Source organism: Adlercreutzia faecimuris, from assembly GCF_022669055.1.
Lineage (GTDB): Bacteria > Actinomycetota > Coriobacteriia > Coriobacteriales > Eggerthellaceae > Enterorhabdus > Enterorhabdus faecimuris.
Map to the genome: position 1 here is coordinate 802293 of NZ_JAJMLW010000001.1, position 16992 is coordinate 819284.

The following is a 16992-nucleotide window of genomic DNA, read 5'->3' on the forward strand; positions in this document are numbered from 1 at the left end:
CCCTGGGCGCCGCGGGCGCGTCTCGCCGCCGCGCGTCCCCGCGCGGCGGCGCGCGTTTTCCGCACCTTCCAAAGGGTGCTCCCCACCAGGCACAACACGAAAAATGATACCCGCGGTATCAGGGAAGAACATACTCCTGGGCTCACGACAGCGCTGCCCCGGGAAGTCATGATTACCCCCACGATCGGCATTGACGGAGGCTGGACGCCGGCGCCCCACGCGCCGACCCGCGCCAGCCCGGCTGCGAAGGGGGCAGCGCCAATGGGGGATTTGCTCGGCAAGCTGACGTCGTACTTCAAGATCCGCTACGCGATCATGCTCGTACCCGTCTGCGGGTTCGCCATCTACGACAGCGTGTTCCAATCGTTCTCGTCAATCTTGGGGGTGCTTCGCAACGCCTACCCCGACGTCCCGGTGACGGCCATCCAGATGATCTTGGCGCTGCCGCCCATGGTGAGCATACCGGGGACGCTGCTGGCGGGCTTTCTGGCCGCCTATATCCACAAGAAGCGGCTCGCGGAGTTCGCGCTGGCCATCATCTTCGTCGGGGGCATGATCCCCGTCGTGTTCCCCGAGCCGAGCATCTACGCCATGTTCGCGTGCAGCGCCTGCATCGGGGTGGGGCAGGGCTTCCTGCATCCGCTGGCCAACGCCATCATCTGCCAGCGCTGGGAGGACGACAGCGAGCGCAGCCGCGTTTTGGGCTTCAAGCAGTGCTTCAACTACCTGGGCGAGGTGCTGGTCACGCTGTGCGTGGGGTTCCTGGCGCTCGCGCGCTGGGGCAACGCCTTCCTCGTGTACCTGGGCGTCATCCCCGTCTTCCTGGTGACGCACTTCTGCCTGCCCAAGGGCGAGCTCGACAAGCGGCTCATCGACCGCGAGCACCGCGCCGAGGGCCTGCGCGACCTCCTGCGGCCGCGCGTGGTGTACCTGTTCGTCCTGTTCTTCTTCGCCATGATGTGCCTGTACGGCTACTACACCAACATCGCCCTGCTGGTGCAGGAGCGCTCGCTGGGCACCACGGCCGACATCGCCGGTATATCGTCGACCATCAGCATCGCGTCGCTTGTCCTGGGGGCGCTCTACGGGCTGGTGTCCAAGCGCCTCGGGCGGTTCACGCTCACCGTGGGCTTCGGGCTTCTGGCCTGCGGCATGCTCGTGGTGTCGCTCGGGGTGAGCCTGCCCATGATCGTGGCGGGCGGCATCCTCATCGGCCTGGGCGTGGGCATCCAGCAGATCAGCACCGTCTACTACATCTCGAAGGCGGTGAACCCGCGGCTCGTCACGCTGGCCGTGTCCATCGCGCTGTCCTGCATATCCCTGGGCGCGTCGCTCGCGCCCTTGGTCATCGGGTTTGTCAACGTGACGGTGCTGGGCGCCCAGACGGCCGCCGGCGGCCTCATGGTGTCGAGTGCGGGCTACCTGGTGCTCATGCTGGTGGAGGGCGGGCTGACGCTGTGCCGCAAGCGCGCCCACGACGAGGACGACCACGAGGGGCTCACCCCCGAGCAGGCCGCCGACATGGCCCCCGAGGAGGACTAGGAACGCGCAAACCAGATGCGGTGCGCGGGGCCTACTCCGTCTCCTCCACGATGTTGATGAGCTCCTGCTGGGAGTGGATGTCCATCTTCTGGTAGATGTGGTAGGTGTGGGTCTTCACGGTGCGCTCGGCCACGAACAGCTGGTCGGCGATGTACTTGGCGTTGCGCCCCCGCGCCAGGTAGGAGAGGATCTCGCCCTCACGCGGCGTGAGGTCGTAGCGCTGGGCGGCCCTCAGGCAGCGGTTCTTGTAGGGGTGCTCCACCACTGGCTCCTCGGAATCGTCTTGGGGGGGGGCGTCTCCTCTGTGCCCTCGTCGGCGATCTCGTCGATGAGCGGGTACTTATCGGGCAGGATGGTGCCGACGGTGATGTAGGCGCACACCAGCACGATGAGCGTGGTGGCCACGATGGGCGCCGTCCCCGCCCCGCCGGGCGACGAGAGGAACGCCACCACCACCCAGCCGAATGCCTGGCCGGCGATGATGAACAGCCGCCCCTTCGAGAAGCAGTAGGAGGGGGACACCGACAGCAGGTTGCCGCGCAGCGACAGGATGGACCGGTTCACGAAGTCGAACAGGTAGGCGACGATGAACAGGATGAACGCCACGACGCCCACCACCGGGGCCTTGGCGAACCCCATGACGCACAGGCCGCCGGTGAGCACGGGCAGGAACACCAGCTGGCTGCGCTCGAGCGAGAGCAGGGCCGGGTTCGTCCGCTTGAAGGAGCAGAAGATGGCCGCCGTCCCGATGAAGCTGACGCCCATCAGCAGGAGGGGGAACTGGTCGCGCAGCACCCCGACCATCATCACCCCGGCGCAGAAGCTGATGAGCACGCCGTCGACGATCATCACGTAGGAGCCGCTGCGGCGAAACGAGCTCTTGGCGCTCAGCCACTCCTCGTCGTGCTCGTCCATGTCGGCACCGCGGTGCGGCGGTGCCTGGAGCAGCACCAGGCAGGAGGCCGCCTCCATGACGAGGAGCGCGCCGAGCGCCGCGGTGGGCGTGAGGGCGAGCATCCCCACCAGCAGAAACGACGTGATGGCGAACGACCAGAAGGCGATCTTGGTGGCGTAGGACTCCTCCAGGTTGCTCTTGGCGTCCACCCAGGAGCAGGCGAGCAGGGCGTTGGCGCACCCCCAGCAGGCCCAGGCGACGGCGACGACGGCCGCGGGCACCGCGAGCCCCGTGGCCGTCTCGATCACGACGATGACGGGCAGCAGGGCCTGGCCGGCCAGCCCGGCGACCTTCGCCTGGGCCGAGCGCACGGTGCGGTCGCGGTTCTTGACGAAGCGCGAGAAGACGAAGTGGAACGCGGCCGCGGCGGCCATCGCCACGCACCGGCAGAGGCAGAACGCCACGCCGGTGTCGGTCTGGGCGGTGGTGAGGACGGGGCTGTAGAGGCTGCTGAGCTGAGCGGTCATGAACAAGACGTATCCCACCATGCCGAGCAGCGATATCTCGGTGAGCCGATCCTCGGCGCCGACTTCGCCGTTGCTAATACTTTGCGTCATACTCGCACTCCTTTTCCCTGCTCAAACCACCTGTTTATCAAAGGCGCCGCCATTCATACCCACCAGCAGATGCGGGCTGTGTGCCGACGTGGAAGACTGCGAAAAGTCGAGACCTTGAGAGCTCGCGATCGCAGGATACGTAGGTTTCAGTTTCGTCGAAAGGGGGGAAGGCGACCTAACCGGTCGACAGGTTCGTTGTTCTAGGCCCAATTGTAAAGGAGGTCCAAATGGCTGAACAAGAGTTGCTCGATAAATATGCGCCGACGCTCGACATGCTGGAGACGAAGGAGGCGTACCTCCTCGACGGGGATCTGTACATCCGCTACGAGTTCCGCGATCCGGAGGAGCTCCAGACGCGCATGACCTACCACAAGGTGGGGGGCGACAACGTCGTTTCCGACGACAACCTGGTGCTGCTGGGCGTGTGGGCCCGGGCGCAGAAGAACGGGGAGCGCGTCAAGTAGGTCAGGGGGCGCTTCGGCGCTTGAGAGAGAGGAAAGGAGCTGCGCATGAGGGAATGCTTTAATCCCGATGTGTACAAGAAGGACTGGCAGTACCAAGAGGGGGATCTGACGGTCACGCGCACGTGCCAGTGGTCGGCACCCGGCTGCCACCAGGGCTGCAGCATTTTGTTCTACACCGACAAGGACGGCAAGCTGGTCAAGGTCGAGGGCGACCCCAACTCGCCGGTCACCGACGGCCGTCTGTGCATGCGCTGCCTGGCCATGGTGGAAGCCGTGTACCACCCCGACCGCATCGTGCATCCCATGAAGCGCGACCGCAGCGACCGCGGCAAGGACAAGTGGGTCCAGATCACCATGGACGAGGCCTACGACCTGTGCATCGAGATGGTGAAGGACACCACCGAGAAGTACGGTGCGAAGTCCATCTGCACCGGCGCCGGCACCGGCCGTAACGCCACCTGGCAGTCCAACGTGCTGGGCCACGGCGCCTTCGGCACGCCCAACGACAACGCGGGCCTGCTGGCCGGCAACTGCTGCTACACCCCGCGCATGCAGGGCATGAACGCCATCTTCGGTAACACCTTCATCGCCGACTGCGGCCAGCTCAACGAGGCGCGCTTCGATCATCCGGAGTACCGTCGCCCCGACCTGTTCATGATCTGGGGCAACAACCCGCTGCGCGCCAACGCCGACGGCTTCTTCGGCCACTGGATCATCGACTGCATGAAGCGCGGCTCCAAGCTGATGACCGTCGACCCGCAGGTCACGTGGCTGTCGGCCCACTCCGAGCTGTACCTGCAGGTGCGCCCCGGCACCGACGCCGCCCTGGCACTCGCCATCGGCCACGTCATGGTGGAGGAGGAGCTCTACAACAAGGAGTTCGTCGACCTGTGGTGCTACGGCTTCGATGAGTACAAGGAGCGCGTGGCCGACTGGACGCCCGAGCGCGCCGCCGAGATCTGCTGGGTCCCGGCTGAGAAGATCGTGGCCGCCGCCCGCCTCATCGGCACCGCCGGCGTCACCACGCTGCAGTGGGGCGTCGCCTTCGACCAGAACAAGTGGGCCAACGGCACCGCGCACGCGGTGGCGCTGCTCCAGGCCATGACCGGCAACATCGACAACCCCGGCGGCTTCGTCTGCATCAACTTCGGCTACGTGCAGTCCGACATCCGCGAGAACGTCGCCAAGGGCCTGGGCCCGGAGGTCCGCAAGGACCGCCTGGGCGATGACGGCAACTGGGGCGCCCTCAACGCCATCGGCAAGGGCGGCCATGCCATCCCCGAGGCCATCCTCCATGCCGCCGAGACCGGCGACCCGTACCCGGTGAAGATGCTGTTCCTGTGCTCCACCACCGCCTTCACCAATATGGCCGGCCAGGCGAAGCGCGTCTACGACTGCTACAAGGACATGGACCACGTGGTCATCTGCGACCTGTTCATGACCCCGACCGCCATGGCCATCGGCGACCTGTTCATCCCCATGGCCATGAGCTGCGAGCGCAACTGCGTCCGCGGCTGGTACACCCCGCTGCGCTCCATCGTCAAGGTCACCCAGACCGGCGAGGCCGTCGGCGACGAGCAGATGATGCTCGAGCTGGGCAAGAAGATGAACCCCGACCTGTTCTACTGGGACGACGTGCCCGAGATGCTGGAGTTCTGCACCAACAACATGGCGACCGTGCCGATCCACGTCACCATGGACGAGCTGCGCGAGAAGGTCATCATCTACCCCGACTTCGAGTACCGCAAGCACGAGACGGGCAAGATCCGCTTCGACGGCCAGCCCGGCTTCAACACGCTGTCCGGCCGCGTCGAGTTCTTCTGCAACATGTACAACAACGTCGGCATGGACCCGCTGCCGTACTTCCTGGAGCCGCCGGAGAGCCCCGTCTCCACGCCGGAGCTGTTCAAGGAGTACCCGCTGGTGCTGACCACCGGCCGCCGCTGCTGGCAGTACTTCCACTCCGAGCATCGCCAGCTCAAGTCGATGCGCGAGTTCCACAAGTGGCCCATGTTCGCCATCAACCCCGAGGACGCGGCCGCGGCCGGCGTCAAGGAGGGCATGTGGTGCGTCATCGAGAACTCCCATGGCAAGGCCATCGAGGTGGCTCATGTGACCGACACCATGATGAAGGGCGTCGTCAGCGCCGAGCATGGCTGGTGGTTCCCGGAGCGTGACCCGGAGGAGCCCTCGCTGTACGGCGTCTTCGAGTCCAACATCAACTGCTGCACCGTCCAGGGCGACTTCGGCCCCAGCGGCTACGGCTCTTCCTACAAGACCCAGCTGTGCAAGGTGTACCCGGCCCCCGAGGGCTACGGCGAGACGTTCGAGCAGCAGTTCGCCGACCACTACAAGGCGTAGGGGACGGCTCACGGAAAGGAGACAAGGCTCATGGCACAACAGGGTCTTTTGATTGATTACGAGTTCTGCACGGGCTGCCATACCTGCGAGATGGCCTGCAAGGTCGAGAAGGGCCTCGAGGAGGGCGAGTTCGGCATCAAGCTTTCGCAGATCGGCCCGTGGAAGCTCGATGACGACAAGTGGGAGTGGGACTTCGTGCCCCTGCCCACCCAGCGCTGCGACCTGTGCAAGGACCGCCTGGCCGTCGGCAAGGTGCCCGCGTGCGTGCACCACTGCCAGGCGCTGTGCATGGAATTCGGCCCCGTCGAGGAGCTGGCCAAGAAGGCCACCAAGCCTCGCGTGGTCATCTTCACCGTCGAGGAGTAGCTAGCCTCGCGCCCCGGGCGCCTCAGGGGATATGGGGCGTCCGGGGCTTAACCCACCCGCATTCGTCTGTTAGGGGAAAGATATGACTGAGAAGATCTCTTCTCTGGGTGACAAGGCCGTAGCGGCCGTACAGAACAACGTAACCCAGGCCCTGGGCCTCATCTACGGCCTGGGCATGCTCACGTGGACTGCGTTCAACCAGATGAACAGCAACTACTGGGCGTACTTCCTGACCGAGATCTGCGGTCTGGAGCCGACCGTCATGGGCACGGTCAAAGCAGTGACCGGCGTGGGCGAGTGGTTCTTCGTGATCATCGCCGCCATCATCATCGAGCGCGTGTGGCTCAAGCACGGCCAGTATCGCAGCTGGCTGCTGGTGGCCCCGCCCGCGACGTTCGTCTGCCTGCTCATGACGTTCGTGGATCCCGTGTTCCTGGACATGGGCGCTAAGACCGCCTGGATGATCTTCTTCCAGATCGTCGGCGGCTTCTTCGCGAGCTTCTTCATGATCGCGGCCACGTCCATCGTGCCGGTCATCAGCCACACCGAGGCTGACCGCACCCTGCTCTCCCAGCGCAAGGCCCAGGGCAACATGCTGGTGAAGGTGCTCTTCGCCGCCGTGTCGCTGCCCGCCATCCTGGCCATCAACGGCCTGGTCTACCGCGTGCCCGCCGGCGAGAACGCCCAGAACGCGGGCCCGGCCGGCTTCACCGTGCTGGCGCTCATCTTCGGCATCATCATGATCGTGATGTTCATCGTCATGTTCAAGAAGATCGACGGCATGGACCCGACCCAGAAGATCTGCGAGGAGCGCGCGCTCGCCAAGAAGGAGGGCAAGGAGGTTCCGGCCATCCCGAAGGGCGACAAGGTCAGCCTCGGCGAGATGCTCAAGTACTGGCTGACCAACCTGCCGGCCCTCATCGGCCTGTTCGCCGAGATCATCCGCTTCATCGCCCAGATGACCATCATGTCCATGTCGATGTACGTGTTCACCTACGCCTTCGGCGACGTGGCCATGTCCGCCGTCATGCTGACCGCCTGCAACATCGTGGGCCTTATCGCCACGTTCGTCTCCGAGCCGCTCGCCCGCACCCTGGGCATCCGCAACACCTACCTGATCGGCATCGGCATCTCCGGCGTGTCCATGATCGCCTGCTACTTCATCGGCGCCACCGGCCAGATGGCCTTCATCGTGTGCATCTGCGCCTGCTTCTTCGGCATGAACTTCATGAACGGCACGATGATGGGCATGCAGTCCAACGCCATCGCCTACGGCGAGTGGCGTGACGGCAAGACCGCCAAGGCCTTCATCATGTCCACCTTCCAGTGGTGCCCGAAGATCGCCAACGCGGTCGCCGGCCTGCTCACCGGCTTCGGCCTGGCCGCCATCGGCTTCACCCGCGGCATGGAGGCCACCCCCGAGCTCGCCCAGGGCATGATCAACATCATCTGCATCATCCCCGCCGTGGCCTTCGTCATCGCCTTCGTCGCCTTCTTCTTCGGCTATCGCCTCGATTCCAAGAAGATGGCCCAGATCGCTGACGACCTGGAGAAGCGCCGCGAGCAGGGCGACATCCTCCCCGGTTAGCATCAACGGGATGCGCTTCGCGCGCCCGATGCATCGAGTAACGCGCAGGAGGCGCGTGCAAGTTCCGACGAGAAAGAGGTACCAACCATGTGTTTTAGACCTGCTGAGATAAGCATGGAGAAGAACTGCCCTGAGTGCGGCGCCAAGAACGACTTCAACAACGACGTCTGCGACCAGTGCGGCGCCAAGCTTCCCAGCGCCCCGAAGATCCCCGGCGGCACCCCCGGTGCCCCGGCCGGCGCCCCCGGCGCGCCTGCGGCCCCGGGTGCCCCCAAGCCCCCCGCGCCGGGCGCCCCGAAGCCGCCGGTGGCCTAGCCTCGGGTAGCAAAGAGTGAGATGGCACGGCCGACGTTTCGTCGGCCGTGCTTGCTAAGAGAGACAGCGAGCAGGGAAGAGAGGTAGTGTTATGGATCGTATAGTGCTTGCCGGAGCGGGCGACGTCATCCTTGACCGACCCGATCCGAAGACGGCGTTTCAGTACGTCGCTCCCATCTTCCGGGAGGCGGACATCACCTACGTGAACATGGAGCAGGTGCTGGCCGACGACGGCGTGCCCCATCCCTGTCAGTCGGTGTCGAAGGGCTCGCGCTTCATCGAGGCCTACACCGACGCCGAGGTGGACGTCGTGTCCTGCGCCACCAACCACGCCATGGACTGGGGCGAGGAGGGCCTGGTCGGCACCCTTGAGACCCTCGACGCGGCGGGCGTGGCCCACTGCGGCACCGGCCGCACCCTCGACGAGGCCCGCAAGCCCGTCATCCTGGAGCGCGGCGGCCAGAGGGTCGGCTTCCTCAACTACTGCTCGGTGGCGCGCCCGGAATACGACGCCGACGTGGACAAGGCGGGCATCGCCCCGCTCAAGGTGCACACCCTCTACGAGCAGGTCGACTTCCAGCCGGCCACCCCGCCGCGCATCGTGTCGCTGCCCACCAAGGAGAGCCGCGACATGATCTGCGCCGACATCCGCGCGCTGAAGGAGCAGGTGGACGTGGTGGTCGTGGCCTTCCACTGGGGCCAGCACCTCGTTCCCGCCGTCGTCCCGATGTACTGCATCGAGATGGCCCACGACGCCATCGACGCGGGCGCGGACCTCATCATCGGCGCCCACACCCACATCCTCAAGGGCATCGAGGTGTACCGCGGCAAGACCATCTACTACTCGCTGGGCAACTTCGTCCTGGACTTCGGCGACGCGTTCCACGACACGCGCCTCATCGACAGCCTGGACGCGCACTACAAGCCCACGCCGGAGTCGCGCGTCGATCGCAACAAGACGATGATCGTGAAGGCCTACATCGAGGACGGCCAGGTCGTGCAGACCGGCTTCGTCCCGGCCATGATCAACGCCGACGGCGACCCGATGCCCGTCAAGCGCGGCGGCGAGGGCGACGCGGTGGTGGCGTACATGGAGCTCATCACCGAGGAGGCGGGCCTCAACGCCCGCTACGAGTGGGTCAGCGACGAGGAAGTGGCCATCCGCGAGCGCTAGGCGGAGGCGCCGGGCCGAGCGCGGTCCGGTGGGACGAGGGGGCGCGTCCGGCGCGCCCCGCGGCAGGGCGGCGGGCCCGCGGGCGCGCCGCCCTGCCCCCGAGGAGGGAGAGACCATGGAACTGGCAACGCGGATCGCCGAGGTGACGGCGAAGGCGACCTACGACGACCTGTCGGCCGAGGACGTGCTGGCGGCCAAGATGGCCGTCCTCGACACGCTCGGCTGCATGCTGGCCGGCAGCGGCGCCGGCGAGGGCGTCGACGAGGTGATGGGCCTGGTGGGGGCCCTGGGCGGCACCGAGGAGTGCACGCTGGTGGCCCAGGGGGCCAAGACCAACCCGATGCTGGCGGCGCTCGGCAACGGCGCGCTCGCCCACAGCATCGACTACGACGACGCCCACGACGACGCCTTCGTGCACCCGAGCGCCTCGGTGGTGCCGGCGGCCCTGGTGGCGGGCGAGTACGCCGGCGCGTCCGGCAAGGACCTCATCACCGCCGTGGCCCTGGGCGACGACGTCATCTGCCGCATGGGCTACGCGGTGACCAACCCCGAGGCCAACCAGGGACTCCTGTGGATGCTGCCGGTGCTTCTGGGCACCTTCTCGGCCACGGTGGCGGCCTCCAAGATGCTCGGGCTGAGCGCCGACGAGGTCGAGAACGCCCTGGGCCTGGCGTACAACCGCGCCGGCGGGTCGAAGGAGCTGGTCATCGAGCCGGGCGCCCTGCGCGGGCTCTACGCCATGTTCCCCAACATGACCGGCGTGATGGCCGCCCTCATGGCCAAGCGCGGCGTGCCCGGGCTGAAGGAGACCTTCGACGGGAAGGCCGGCTTCTTCAACATGTACTACGACGGCGTGCGCGACGAGAGCGTGTTCGACGACTTCGGCCGGCGCTTCGAGGGCACCGAGGTGTCCATCAAGCCGTGGCCGTGCTGCCGCTTCACCAACTCCTGCGTCGACGCCGCCCTGCGCATCGCGCGCGACAACGACCTCGACCCGACCGCGGTCGAGCGCATCACCGTGTTCTACGCGGCCGACGACGCGAAGCGCTGCGCCGACCCCATTGAGTTGCGCCGCGCGCCGAAGACCATCCCCGAGGCCAAGCTGAGCCTGCCCTTCACGGTGGCCCAGGCGCTCGCCTACCGCAAGCTGGAGATCGGCGACTTCAGCGCCGAGGCCCTGGCCGACCCGCTGCTGCGCGACCTGTGCGCCAAGACCGACGCGGAATACGACGCGGCGCTCGAGAGCGACTTCTCCAAGACGATGCTGCCCGGCCGCGTGCGCGTCGAGCTCAAGGACGGCACCGTCTACGACCAGCGCGTCGACATCGTCTACGGGCATCCCCGAAACCGCATGGAGTGGCCCGACCTGGCGGGGAAGTTCCGCGACTGCGCGTCCTACTGCAAGCGGGAGCTGACCGCCGATGAGATCGACGCCATCGCGTCGATGGTCGAGCATCTGGAAGACGTCGAGGACGTGTCCGTCCTCATGGAGGCCGTCCGCTAGGGGCGGCGCGCGAAGGAGGATATCACCATGGAGTTCACCCGCCTGGACAAGGCCGAGCCGGACGACAAGGGCGCCGTGACCGTTCACGCCGAGGCGGCGGCCGACGTCGTCCACGGCCTGCTCGCCGAGTTCTACGAGACGGTCGCGCGCGCCAAGGGGCTCGCGCCCGACGCCCCCTGGGACGCCGTCGAGGAGGCGGGCCAGGCGGGCATGGGCGCCGAGGCGTTCCGCGAGCTGCGGCGCGACTTCGTGGTGAACCGCATGGCGGGCGACGCCCTGGCGGCGCTGGGGCTCACCCCGGCGCTCACGCCCAACATCCACGTGCTGGACTACCCCGCCGACGGCGAGGGGTTCGCCGTGGAGCTGTCGGTGGTGGAGCAGCCGCGCCTCACCCTCAGCTCCTACGAGCCGGTGGAGGTGGTCATGGACGAGGTGGCCGTCACCGACCGGCTCATCGCGGCGCGCGTGGCCGAGGTGCTCGACCACTACGCCGCCTACGAGGAGGCCGACCCCCATCCCGTGCGGGCCGGCGACATCGTGGCCATCGACGTGGACACCCAGCAGGACGACAAGATGGTGCCCCACCTGTCGGGCAAGCGCATGATCCTGGAGATGGACGGCGAGTCGATGCCGGCGCCCTTCCTCGAGGCCGTCGTGGGCATGGAGGTGGGCGAGACCAAGACGGTGGAGTACGCCGTGCCGCGCCCCCGCGCCATCACCCCCGACGACGTGGACCGCTACGTGTCGACGGTGACGGTGCTGGCCCAGCAGCGCAAGGTGGAGGTGGAGCTGACCGACGCGTGGGTCCACGCCCACTACCCGACGATCGACACGGTGGCGGAGTTCTTCGCCGAGACGCGCAAGGACGTGGAATACGACGCCAAGCTGTTCAACCGCGACACCCTGGCCCACCTGGCCAACGTCGAGGTGGAGAAACGCCTGGTCGGCGACATCCCCGACGAGTTCTACCAGGCCTCCTACCGCAGCCTCATGAACAAGTTCGAGGCCGACCTGTCCCAGCAGGGCAAGACGCTCGACGACTACTACGAGGAGGAGCAGACCAACGAGCAGGAGCTGAGCGTGAAGATGCTCATCCAGTCGGGCGAGAACCTGCGCCAGGGCTTCGCGCTGGAGGCGCTGTTCGACGGGCGCGGCATGACGCTGGCCGACGAGGACGTGGAATCGGCGGCCGCGCGCTTCTTCGGTGGCAGCCCCACGGTCGACGAGCTGCGCCGCACGGGCCGCGCGCGCCTGGCTGAGTCCATGGCCAAGCGCGCCGCCGCCCTGAGCTGGCTGGTCGACACGGCCGTGGTGAGGGGGGAGTAGGGCCCATGTGCTACCCGTGCCGGAACTGCGGCAGCTGCCTGGCGGATCCGTCGCTAGCCGCCGTGCGCTGCCCGCGCTGCGGCGAGCTCCTGGCCGCCGACGCCCGGGCGTGCGCGGCCTGCGGCTGGACGCGCCCCGCGGCCCCGGCCGTCGCCGCGCCGGGAACGGCGCCGGGGCGGCCCGCCTCCCGTGCGGACGGCCCGTCTGAGGGCCTCGGGTGCTAGGGAGGAGGTGCGAGCCATGGAACGCTGCTACGTCTGCAACAGCTGCGGCAAGTGCGCCGAGAGCGCGCTCGTCGTCGAGGCGGCGGGTCCCCGCTGCCTCGACTGCGGCCGCGAGGTGCGCCCCGGTGAGAAGCTGACGGAGTGCGCCGGCTGCGGCAGCCGCAACATCGCCTTCGGCGGCCCCTCCGCCGCCCCCGCGCGCTAGGTCGCCGGGCCGCCCGCGCCGCTGCCGGCAGAGGGAGGGCTTCACCGGCCCTCCACTTCTCGCCGGCGGCTGCCACCTTCCCGAGAAGGTGCCGTTCCCGGCGCGTGACCAGACCTCATGCACCGTGGATGAACTTCCCGGTTGGTCACGGGATGATGATTACAAACCCGCCGATCGTGCCATCCTCCTAGCTAGCGAGCGACATGCTCGGGCCGGCCGCCGTGCCGGCCGTCCAGCCCCGAAGTTAGGAGAACGCGATGAGCGCCACAATCGATCTGCACGATGTCTGCTATGCCCACGGCACCTTCTTCCTGGTGCCCCTCGGCAACGAGTTCACCTCCGACGACGGCTTCCGCGGCGTGGTGTCCGTGGATGCCGGCGCCTACGACGAGCTCAAGGCGAAGGGCCTCATGGACGCGGTGGTGCAGGCGACCATGGTGGTGGCCGACAACGACCTCACCGACGAGGAGGGCTGGACGGGCGAGGCCGGCCTTCGCACGATCAAGGTCCACGGCGTGGACCCCAAGCCGCAGCTGATGATCCCCGAGGACGCGATCGAGGCCATCGTCGGCCGCGGCATTGTGGACGGCACCTACGTCGACCTCGCCATTGCCAAGATAGAGCGGTAGCGCCGCCCCCGAAGAGCCGTCGGGCGGCCCTGCCGGCCCCGCAGGGGGACGAAGAGCGAGGAGCTGCCCGTGGGTATCCCGAGGCTGAGTGACCTGCTGCGCGACCCGCGCCTCCGCTGGCTCGCCGCCGGCTGGGGCGCGGGCGCGCTCTCGCTGGCGGGGGCCCTGTGGCTGCCCGCCGCCGCTGCCGCCGCCGCGTTTCTGGGCGGCGTCCTCGCGCTGGGGGCGGCCGTCATCGTCGCGGCCCGCGCCCGCCGCGCCGCCGACGGGGCGCAGGACGCCCCGGCGCCGGACGAGGGCCTGCCCCGCGAGGCCATTGACGAGATACTGCGCGACGACGCTTCCCCGCGCCGCGCCGACCTCTCCCGCGCCATCGCGCTCATGGCCGTGGACTACGGGCTGTCCCCGCGCGAGCGCGAGATCCTGGTGCTGCTCGTCCGCGGGCGGGACGTGCGCCACATCAGCGAGGCGCTCGTCGTGTCCGTCAACACCGTGCGCACCCACGTGTCCAACATTTACGGCAAGCTGGGCGTCCACTCGCGCCAGGAGCTCCTCGACGCCGTCGAGCGCTTCGCTCGCGAGGCCGGGGCCGAGCGGGCGGAGGGCCGTTCCTAGGGGCCCGGCGCGCCCTTCGCGGACGCCCCCCCCGCTCGATGAGACCCCGGCGTCCCCGATCCGCCGCCCGCCGCGCTTCGCCCGCGGCGCACCAACGCGGCGAAATCGTCTGGCGTGCATGAGGAAGGCGTCCTGACCAGGCATCTAATACCGTCAGTCGTAGGAGGTGGGGCCGCGCGGTTTCATACCTGCCAGCAGATGGCAAGGGGGCTCGCGCCGGGAAGAATGGGGGAGCGGGCCGAATCCGGGGGGCTGCGTCCGCGGCTCGAGGAGGCGCGTCCCGCGCATCTGCAAGGGAGATGAGAGAAAGAGGAGAGGAGTCGCAACATGAGTGAATTGACCCGAGTATCTGAAACGCCTCGCGTCGAAGAGCTTGAGGACGGCACCAAGGTCTACCGCACCGCCCAGTGGTCGCCCCCGGGGTGTCACGGCGTCGGCTGCGGCCTGCGCTGCTTCGTCAAGGACGGCAAGCTGGTCAAGGTGGAGGGCGACCCCGATCAGCCCATCACCAACGGGCGCCTGTGCGTCCGCTGCCTGACGCTTCCCGAGTACATCTACCATGAGGACCGCCTGCTCTATCCCATGAAGCGCGACCGCCAGTTCCGCGGCCAGCCCGACAAGTGGGAGCGCATCAGCTGGGACGAGGCCTACGACATCATCGTGAGCAAGTACCATGAGCTCACCGCCAAGTACGGCCCCGACACCGTCTCGGTGTGGACCGGCACCGGCCGCGAGGCGTCCGCCTACCAGTTCCAGACCTGCAACCAGGTGTTCCACAGCCGCACGGCCATCCACGCCAACGGCGGCTGGTCCTGCGTCATCCCGCGCCAGACCGCCATGGACTGGCTGCTCGGCTGCGCCTACGTCGAGTACGACGGCGCCTTCGGCTTCAAGGACCGCTACGACGACCCGCGCTACGAGCTGCCCAAGTACATGCTCATCTGGGGCCGCGACCCGCTGTGGTCCAACCCGGACGGCCTGTTCGGCCACAGCACCGTCGACATGATGAAGCGCGGCATGAAGATCATCGTGGTCGACCCGCGCGCCAACTGGCTGGCCCGCCATGCCGAGATCCACTTCCAGATTCGCCCCGGCACCGACGCCGCCCTGGCCATGGCCCTCAACACGGTCATCATCAACGAGGACCTCTACGATCACGACTTCGTGGAGAAGTGGACCTACGGCTTCGACGAGTACGCCGAGCGCTGCCGCACCATGACGCCGGAGATGGCCGCCGATATCTGCGAGGTGCCGGTGGAGGACATCTACGCCGCTGCCCGCATGCTGGCCCAGAAGCCCTGTACCGCGTCGGTGGGCCTCAAGACCGACCAGAACCCCAACACCCTGCAGATCTGTCACGCCATCTGGGGCATCTTCGCCATCTGCGGCAACCTGGACAACCCCGGCGGCATCAAGCTGGGCCAGACCATGAAGAACGGAGGCTCCACGGGCCGCAAGGGCGTCGGCATGCAGGTCAACGAGGAGGACACCAACCCCATCCCCATCGCGGGCCACGACCAGTACCCCGCCATGGACTTCATCATCAACACCACGCAGCCGGACTGCACGCTGGACACGCTGCGCACCAACATCCCGTATCCCATCGAGTTCCTGTTCATCCAGAGCTCCAACTTCATCTCCTCCTGCATCACGCAGCAGCCGATGCAGTGGATGGAGGCCTGCCGCCACAAGGAGTTCGTGGTGGCCACGGACATCTTCATGAACCCCACCATCCAGGCCCTCGCCGACGTGGTGCTGCCGGTGTCCACCTCCCTTGAGCACGAGGGCATCGTCACCTTCCACGGCTGCAACCAGCCTGGCCAGTTCCATGCCCTGACCCAGGTGCTCGAGCCGCTGGGCGAGTGCAAGTCCGACCTCCAGATCATGCTCGACCTCGACCACCGCATCAACCCGGATCGCACCGAGGACACGGAGAAGTGGGCGTCTGAGCACGGCTACCTGGACAACAAGATCCAGAACATTCCCTACACCGCCGACCCCGAGACCGGCGAGCCCATGACCTACGAGAAGCTCCAGGAGTGGGTGTACGGCCGCTACGAGATCCCGTACTACCAGTACGAGAAGGGCCTGCTGCGCATGGACGGCCAGCCTGGCTTCAAGTCGACCACCGGTCGCGTGGAGCTGTGGAGCACCGTCAAGAACCACCTGGGCGAGGACCCGCTGCCCTACTACGAGGAGCCGCGCTTCTCCAAGCGCTCCCGTCCCGAGTGGACCGAGGAGTACCCGCTTGACTTCGTGACCGGCGCCCGCCGTCCCACGTCGTTCCACACCGAGCACCGTATGATCGACTCCCTGCGCGAGATCCGCACGGCCGCTACGGTGGAGATCCATCCCGACACCGCCGCCAAGTACGGCATCGGCCAGGGTGATTGGGTGACCATCGAGAACCCGTGGGGCAAGTGCAAGATGATCGCCGACCTCACGCCCATTGTGAAGGAGAACGTCATCGGCTGCGACCACGGCTGGTGGTACCCGGAGGACAAGGACACCGAGCTGTTCAGTGTCCGCAAGTCGTCCATCAACTCGCTCATGCCCTGGAAGGAGATCGGCAAGCTGGGCCTCGGCTCGCACTACGGCGCCCTGCCCTGCAAGATCTACCGTTCCGAGGACTAGCCTGATAAGGAGAAAGGGGGTACCACGATGACCGCTTACGGACTGATGTTTGACAACGAGTACTGCACCGGCTGCCACTCCTGCGAGCTCGCCTGCCGCAACCATCTGGACCTGCCGCTGGGACAGTGGGGCATCAAGCTCTTGGAGATGGGCCCGTGGCGCAAGCTCGACGGCCGCTGGGAGGGCAAGTACGTGCCGGTTCCCACGACCTACTGCGACCTGTGCGCCGATCGCGTGGAGCGCGGCGAGAAGCCGTCCTGCGTGCTGCACTGCCTGGCGCAGGCCATCGAGTACGGACCGCTCGACGAGCTGGCCGTCAAGATGGCCGATCGCGGCGCCCAGTGCTCCATCTTCCTGCCTTAGGGGCCGGGTTGACGAAGGCGCTTGACGCTTGAGGAAGAGGCCCCCGGCTCGCCCGGGGGCCTTTCTCTTGGGGCCGCGGCGCGGCCGGCGCGCGTGGCGGGGGAGCCGCGGGGCGTCGGCGCGGAAGGCGCGGAGGGCGCTGCCCTGCGATGGACGGCGGCGCGGCGGGC

Annotated in this window: 17 protein-coding genes; 15 read left to right on the forward strand and 2 right to left on the reverse strand. The window is 67.4% G+C overall.

Annotated elements, in window-relative coordinates; all coding sequences use genetic code 11:
- Nucleotides 1–261 precede the first annotated feature (261 nt).
- Nucleotides 262–1542 carry an MFS transporter gene (locus tag LPT13_RS02715; RefSeq protein ID WP_242163252.1) on the forward strand — a complete coding sequence of 427 codons (1281 nt, stop codon included), beginning with the start codon at nt 262–264 and terminating at the stop codon, nt 1540–1542.
- 31 nt (nt 1543–1573) lie between these two features.
- Here LPT13_RS02715 and LPT13_RS02720 read toward each other — a convergent pair whose 3' ends face one another.
- Together LPT13_RS02720 and LPT13_RS02725 are read right to left on the reverse strand one after the other, a co-directional pair.
- Nucleotides 1574–1804 carry a response regulator transcription factor gene (locus LPT13_RS02720; protein ID WP_242163256.1) on the reverse strand — a complete coding sequence of 77 codons (231 nt, stop codon included), beginning with the start codon at nt 1802–1804 and terminating at the stop codon, nt 1574–1576.
- Nucleotides 1774–3054: a hypothetical protein gene (locus LPT13_RS02725; protein ID WP_242163259.1), complete on the reverse strand. Its 1281-nt coding sequence runs from the start codon at nt 3052–3054 to the stop codon at nt 1774–1776. Before LPT13_RS02725 ends, LPT13_RS02720 begins: the two co-directional genes overlap by 31 nt.
- A 227-nt stretch (nt 3055–3281) precedes the next feature.
- Here LPT13_RS02725 and LPT13_RS02730 point away from each other — a divergent pair, with 227 nt between their 5' ends.
- The 14 genes from LPT13_RS02730 (at nt 3282) to LPT13_RS02795 (ending at nt 16822) form a co-directional block, all read left to right on the forward strand.
- Entirely contained in the window at nt 3282–3518 is a 237-nt protein-coding gene (locus LPT13_RS02730; protein ID WP_242163261.1) for a hypothetical protein, read from the forward strand.
- A 45-nt stretch (nt 3519–3563) separates the two neighbouring features.
- Nucleotides 3564–5879 (forward strand): molybdopterin-dependent oxidoreductase, encoded by a 2316-nt coding sequence (locus tag LPT13_RS02735; protein WP_242163263.1) that lies wholly within the window; start codon nt 3564–3566, stop codon nt 5877–5879.
- A 30-nt stretch (nt 5880–5909) separates the two neighbouring features.
- Nucleotides 5910–6245, forward strand: a complete 336-nt coding sequence (locus LPT13_RS02740) for a 4Fe-4S dicluster domain-containing protein (RefSeq protein WP_242163265.1) — start codon at nt 5910–5912, stop codon at nt 6243–6245.
- Nucleotides 6246–6327: 82 nt separating this feature from the next.
- Nucleotides 6328–7833: an MFS transporter gene (locus LPT13_RS02745; protein ID WP_242163267.1), complete on the forward strand. Its 1506-nt coding sequence runs from the start codon at nt 6328–6330 to the stop codon at nt 7831–7833.
- Nucleotides 7834–7920: 87 nt separating this feature from the next.
- On the forward strand, nt 7921–8148 hold the full coding sequence (locus LPT13_RS02750; RefSeq protein ID WP_242163270.1) for a hypothetical protein: 228 nt from the start codon (nt 7921–7923) through the stop codon (nt 8146–8148).
- A 91-nt stretch (nt 8149–8239) separates the two neighbouring features.
- Nucleotides 8240–9322 carry a CapA family protein gene (locus tag LPT13_RS02755; protein WP_242163272.1) on the forward strand — a complete coding sequence of 361 codons (1083 nt, stop codon included), beginning with the start codon at nt 8240–8242 and terminating at the stop codon, nt 9320–9322.
- A gap of 115 nt (nt 9323–9437) precedes the next feature.
- Nucleotides 9438–10826 carry an MmgE/PrpD family protein gene (locus LPT13_RS02760; RefSeq protein ID WP_242163274.1) on the forward strand — a complete coding sequence of 463 codons (1389 nt, stop codon included), beginning with the start codon at nt 9438–9440 and terminating at the stop codon, nt 10824–10826.
- A gap of 27 nt (nt 10827–10853) precedes the next feature.
- On the forward strand, nt 10854–12152 hold the full coding sequence (locus LPT13_RS02765) for a trigger factor (RefSeq protein ID WP_242163276.1): 1299 nt from the start codon (nt 10854–10856) through the stop codon (nt 12150–12152).
- Nucleotides 12153–12157: 5 nt separating this feature from the next.
- Complete coding sequence (locus LPT13_RS02770) at nt 12158–12376, forward strand: zinc ribbon domain-containing protein (protein ID WP_242163278.1); 219 nt, start codon at nt 12158–12160, stop codon at nt 12374–12376.
- A 16-nt stretch (nt 12377–12392) separates the two neighbouring features.
- Nucleotides 12393–12581 (forward strand): hypothetical protein, encoded by a 189-nt coding sequence (locus tag LPT13_RS02775; RefSeq protein WP_242163280.1) that lies wholly within the window; start codon nt 12393–12395, stop codon nt 12579–12581.
- Between the two features lie 257 nt (nt 12582–12838).
- Complete coding sequence (locus LPT13_RS02780) at nt 12839–13210, forward strand: hypothetical protein (protein ID WP_242163282.1); 372 nt, start codon at nt 12839–12841, stop codon at nt 13208–13210.
- Between the two features lie 69 nt (nt 13211–13279).
- Nucleotides 13280–13825: a helix-turn-helix transcriptional regulator gene (locus LPT13_RS11805; protein ID WP_242163284.1), complete on the forward strand. Its 546-nt coding sequence runs from the start codon at nt 13280–13282 to the stop codon at nt 13823–13825.
- Between the two features lie 327 nt (nt 13826–14152).
- Entirely contained in the window at nt 14153–16459 is a 2307-nt protein-coding gene (locus tag LPT13_RS02790) for a molybdopterin-dependent oxidoreductase (protein ID WP_242163285.1), read from the forward strand.
- Nucleotides 16460–16486: 27 nt separating this feature from the next.
- Nucleotides 16487–16822: a 4Fe-4S dicluster domain-containing protein gene (locus LPT13_RS02795; protein ID WP_242163287.1), complete on the forward strand. Its 336-nt coding sequence runs from the start codon at nt 16487–16489 to the stop codon at nt 16820–16822.
- Nucleotides 16823–16992: the final 170 nt, after the last annotated feature.

Coding starts and splice junctions, on each gene's coding strand:
- LPT13_RS02760 (WP_242163274.1), top strand. CDS start 9,438: ATGGAACTGGCAACGCGGATCGCCGAGGTGACGGCGAAGGCGACCTAC.
- LPT13_RS02730 (WP_242163261.1), top strand. CDS start 3,282: ATGGCTGAACAAGAGTTGCTCGATAAATATGCGCCGACGCTCGACATG.
- LPT13_RS02740 (WP_242163265.1), top strand. CDS start 5,910: ATGGCACAACAGGGTCTTTTGATTGATTACGAGTTCTGCACGGGCTGC.
- LPT13_RS02780 (WP_242163282.1), top strand. CDS start 12,839: ATGAGCGCCACAATCGATCTGCACGATGTCTGCTATGCCCACGGCACC.
- LPT13_RS02745 (WP_242163267.1), top strand. CDS start 6,328: ATGACTGAGAAGATCTCTTCTCTGGGTGACAAGGCCGTAGCGGCCGTA.
- LPT13_RS02725 (WP_242163259.1), bottom strand. CDS start 3,054: ATGACGCAAAGTATTAGCAACGGCGAAGTCGGCGCCGAGGATCGGCTC.
- LPT13_RS02750 (WP_242163270.1), top strand. CDS start 7,921: ATGTGTTTTAGACCTGCTGAGATAAGCATGGAGAAGAACTGCCCTGAG.
- LPT13_RS02790 (WP_242163285.1), top strand. CDS start 14,153: ATGAGTGAATTGACCCGAGTATCTGAAACGCCTCGCGTCGAAGAGCTT.
- LPT13_RS02765 (WP_242163276.1), top strand. CDS start 10,854: ATGGAGTTCACCCGCCTGGACAAGGCCGAGCCGGACGACAAGGGCGCC.
- LPT13_RS02795 (WP_242163287.1), top strand. CDS start 16,487: ATGACCGCTTACGGACTGATGTTTGACAACGAGTACTGCACCGGCTGC.
- LPT13_RS02735 (WP_242163263.1), top strand. CDS start 3,564: ATGAGGGAATGCTTTAATCCCGATGTGTACAAGAAGGACTGGCAGTAC.
- LPT13_RS02775 (WP_242163280.1), top strand. CDS start 12,393: ATGGAACGCTGCTACGTCTGCAACAGCTGCGGCAAGTGCGCCGAGAGC.
- LPT13_RS02755 (WP_242163272.1), top strand. CDS start 8,240: ATGGATCGTATAGTGCTTGCCGGAGCGGGCGACGTCATCCTTGACCGA.
- LPT13_RS02715 (WP_242163252.1), top strand. CDS start 262: ATGGGGGATTTGCTCGGCAAGCTGACGTCGTACTTCAAGATCCGCTAC.
- LPT13_RS02770 (WP_242163278.1), top strand. CDS start 12,158: ATGTGCTACCCGTGCCGGAACTGCGGCAGCTGCCTGGCGGATCCGTCG.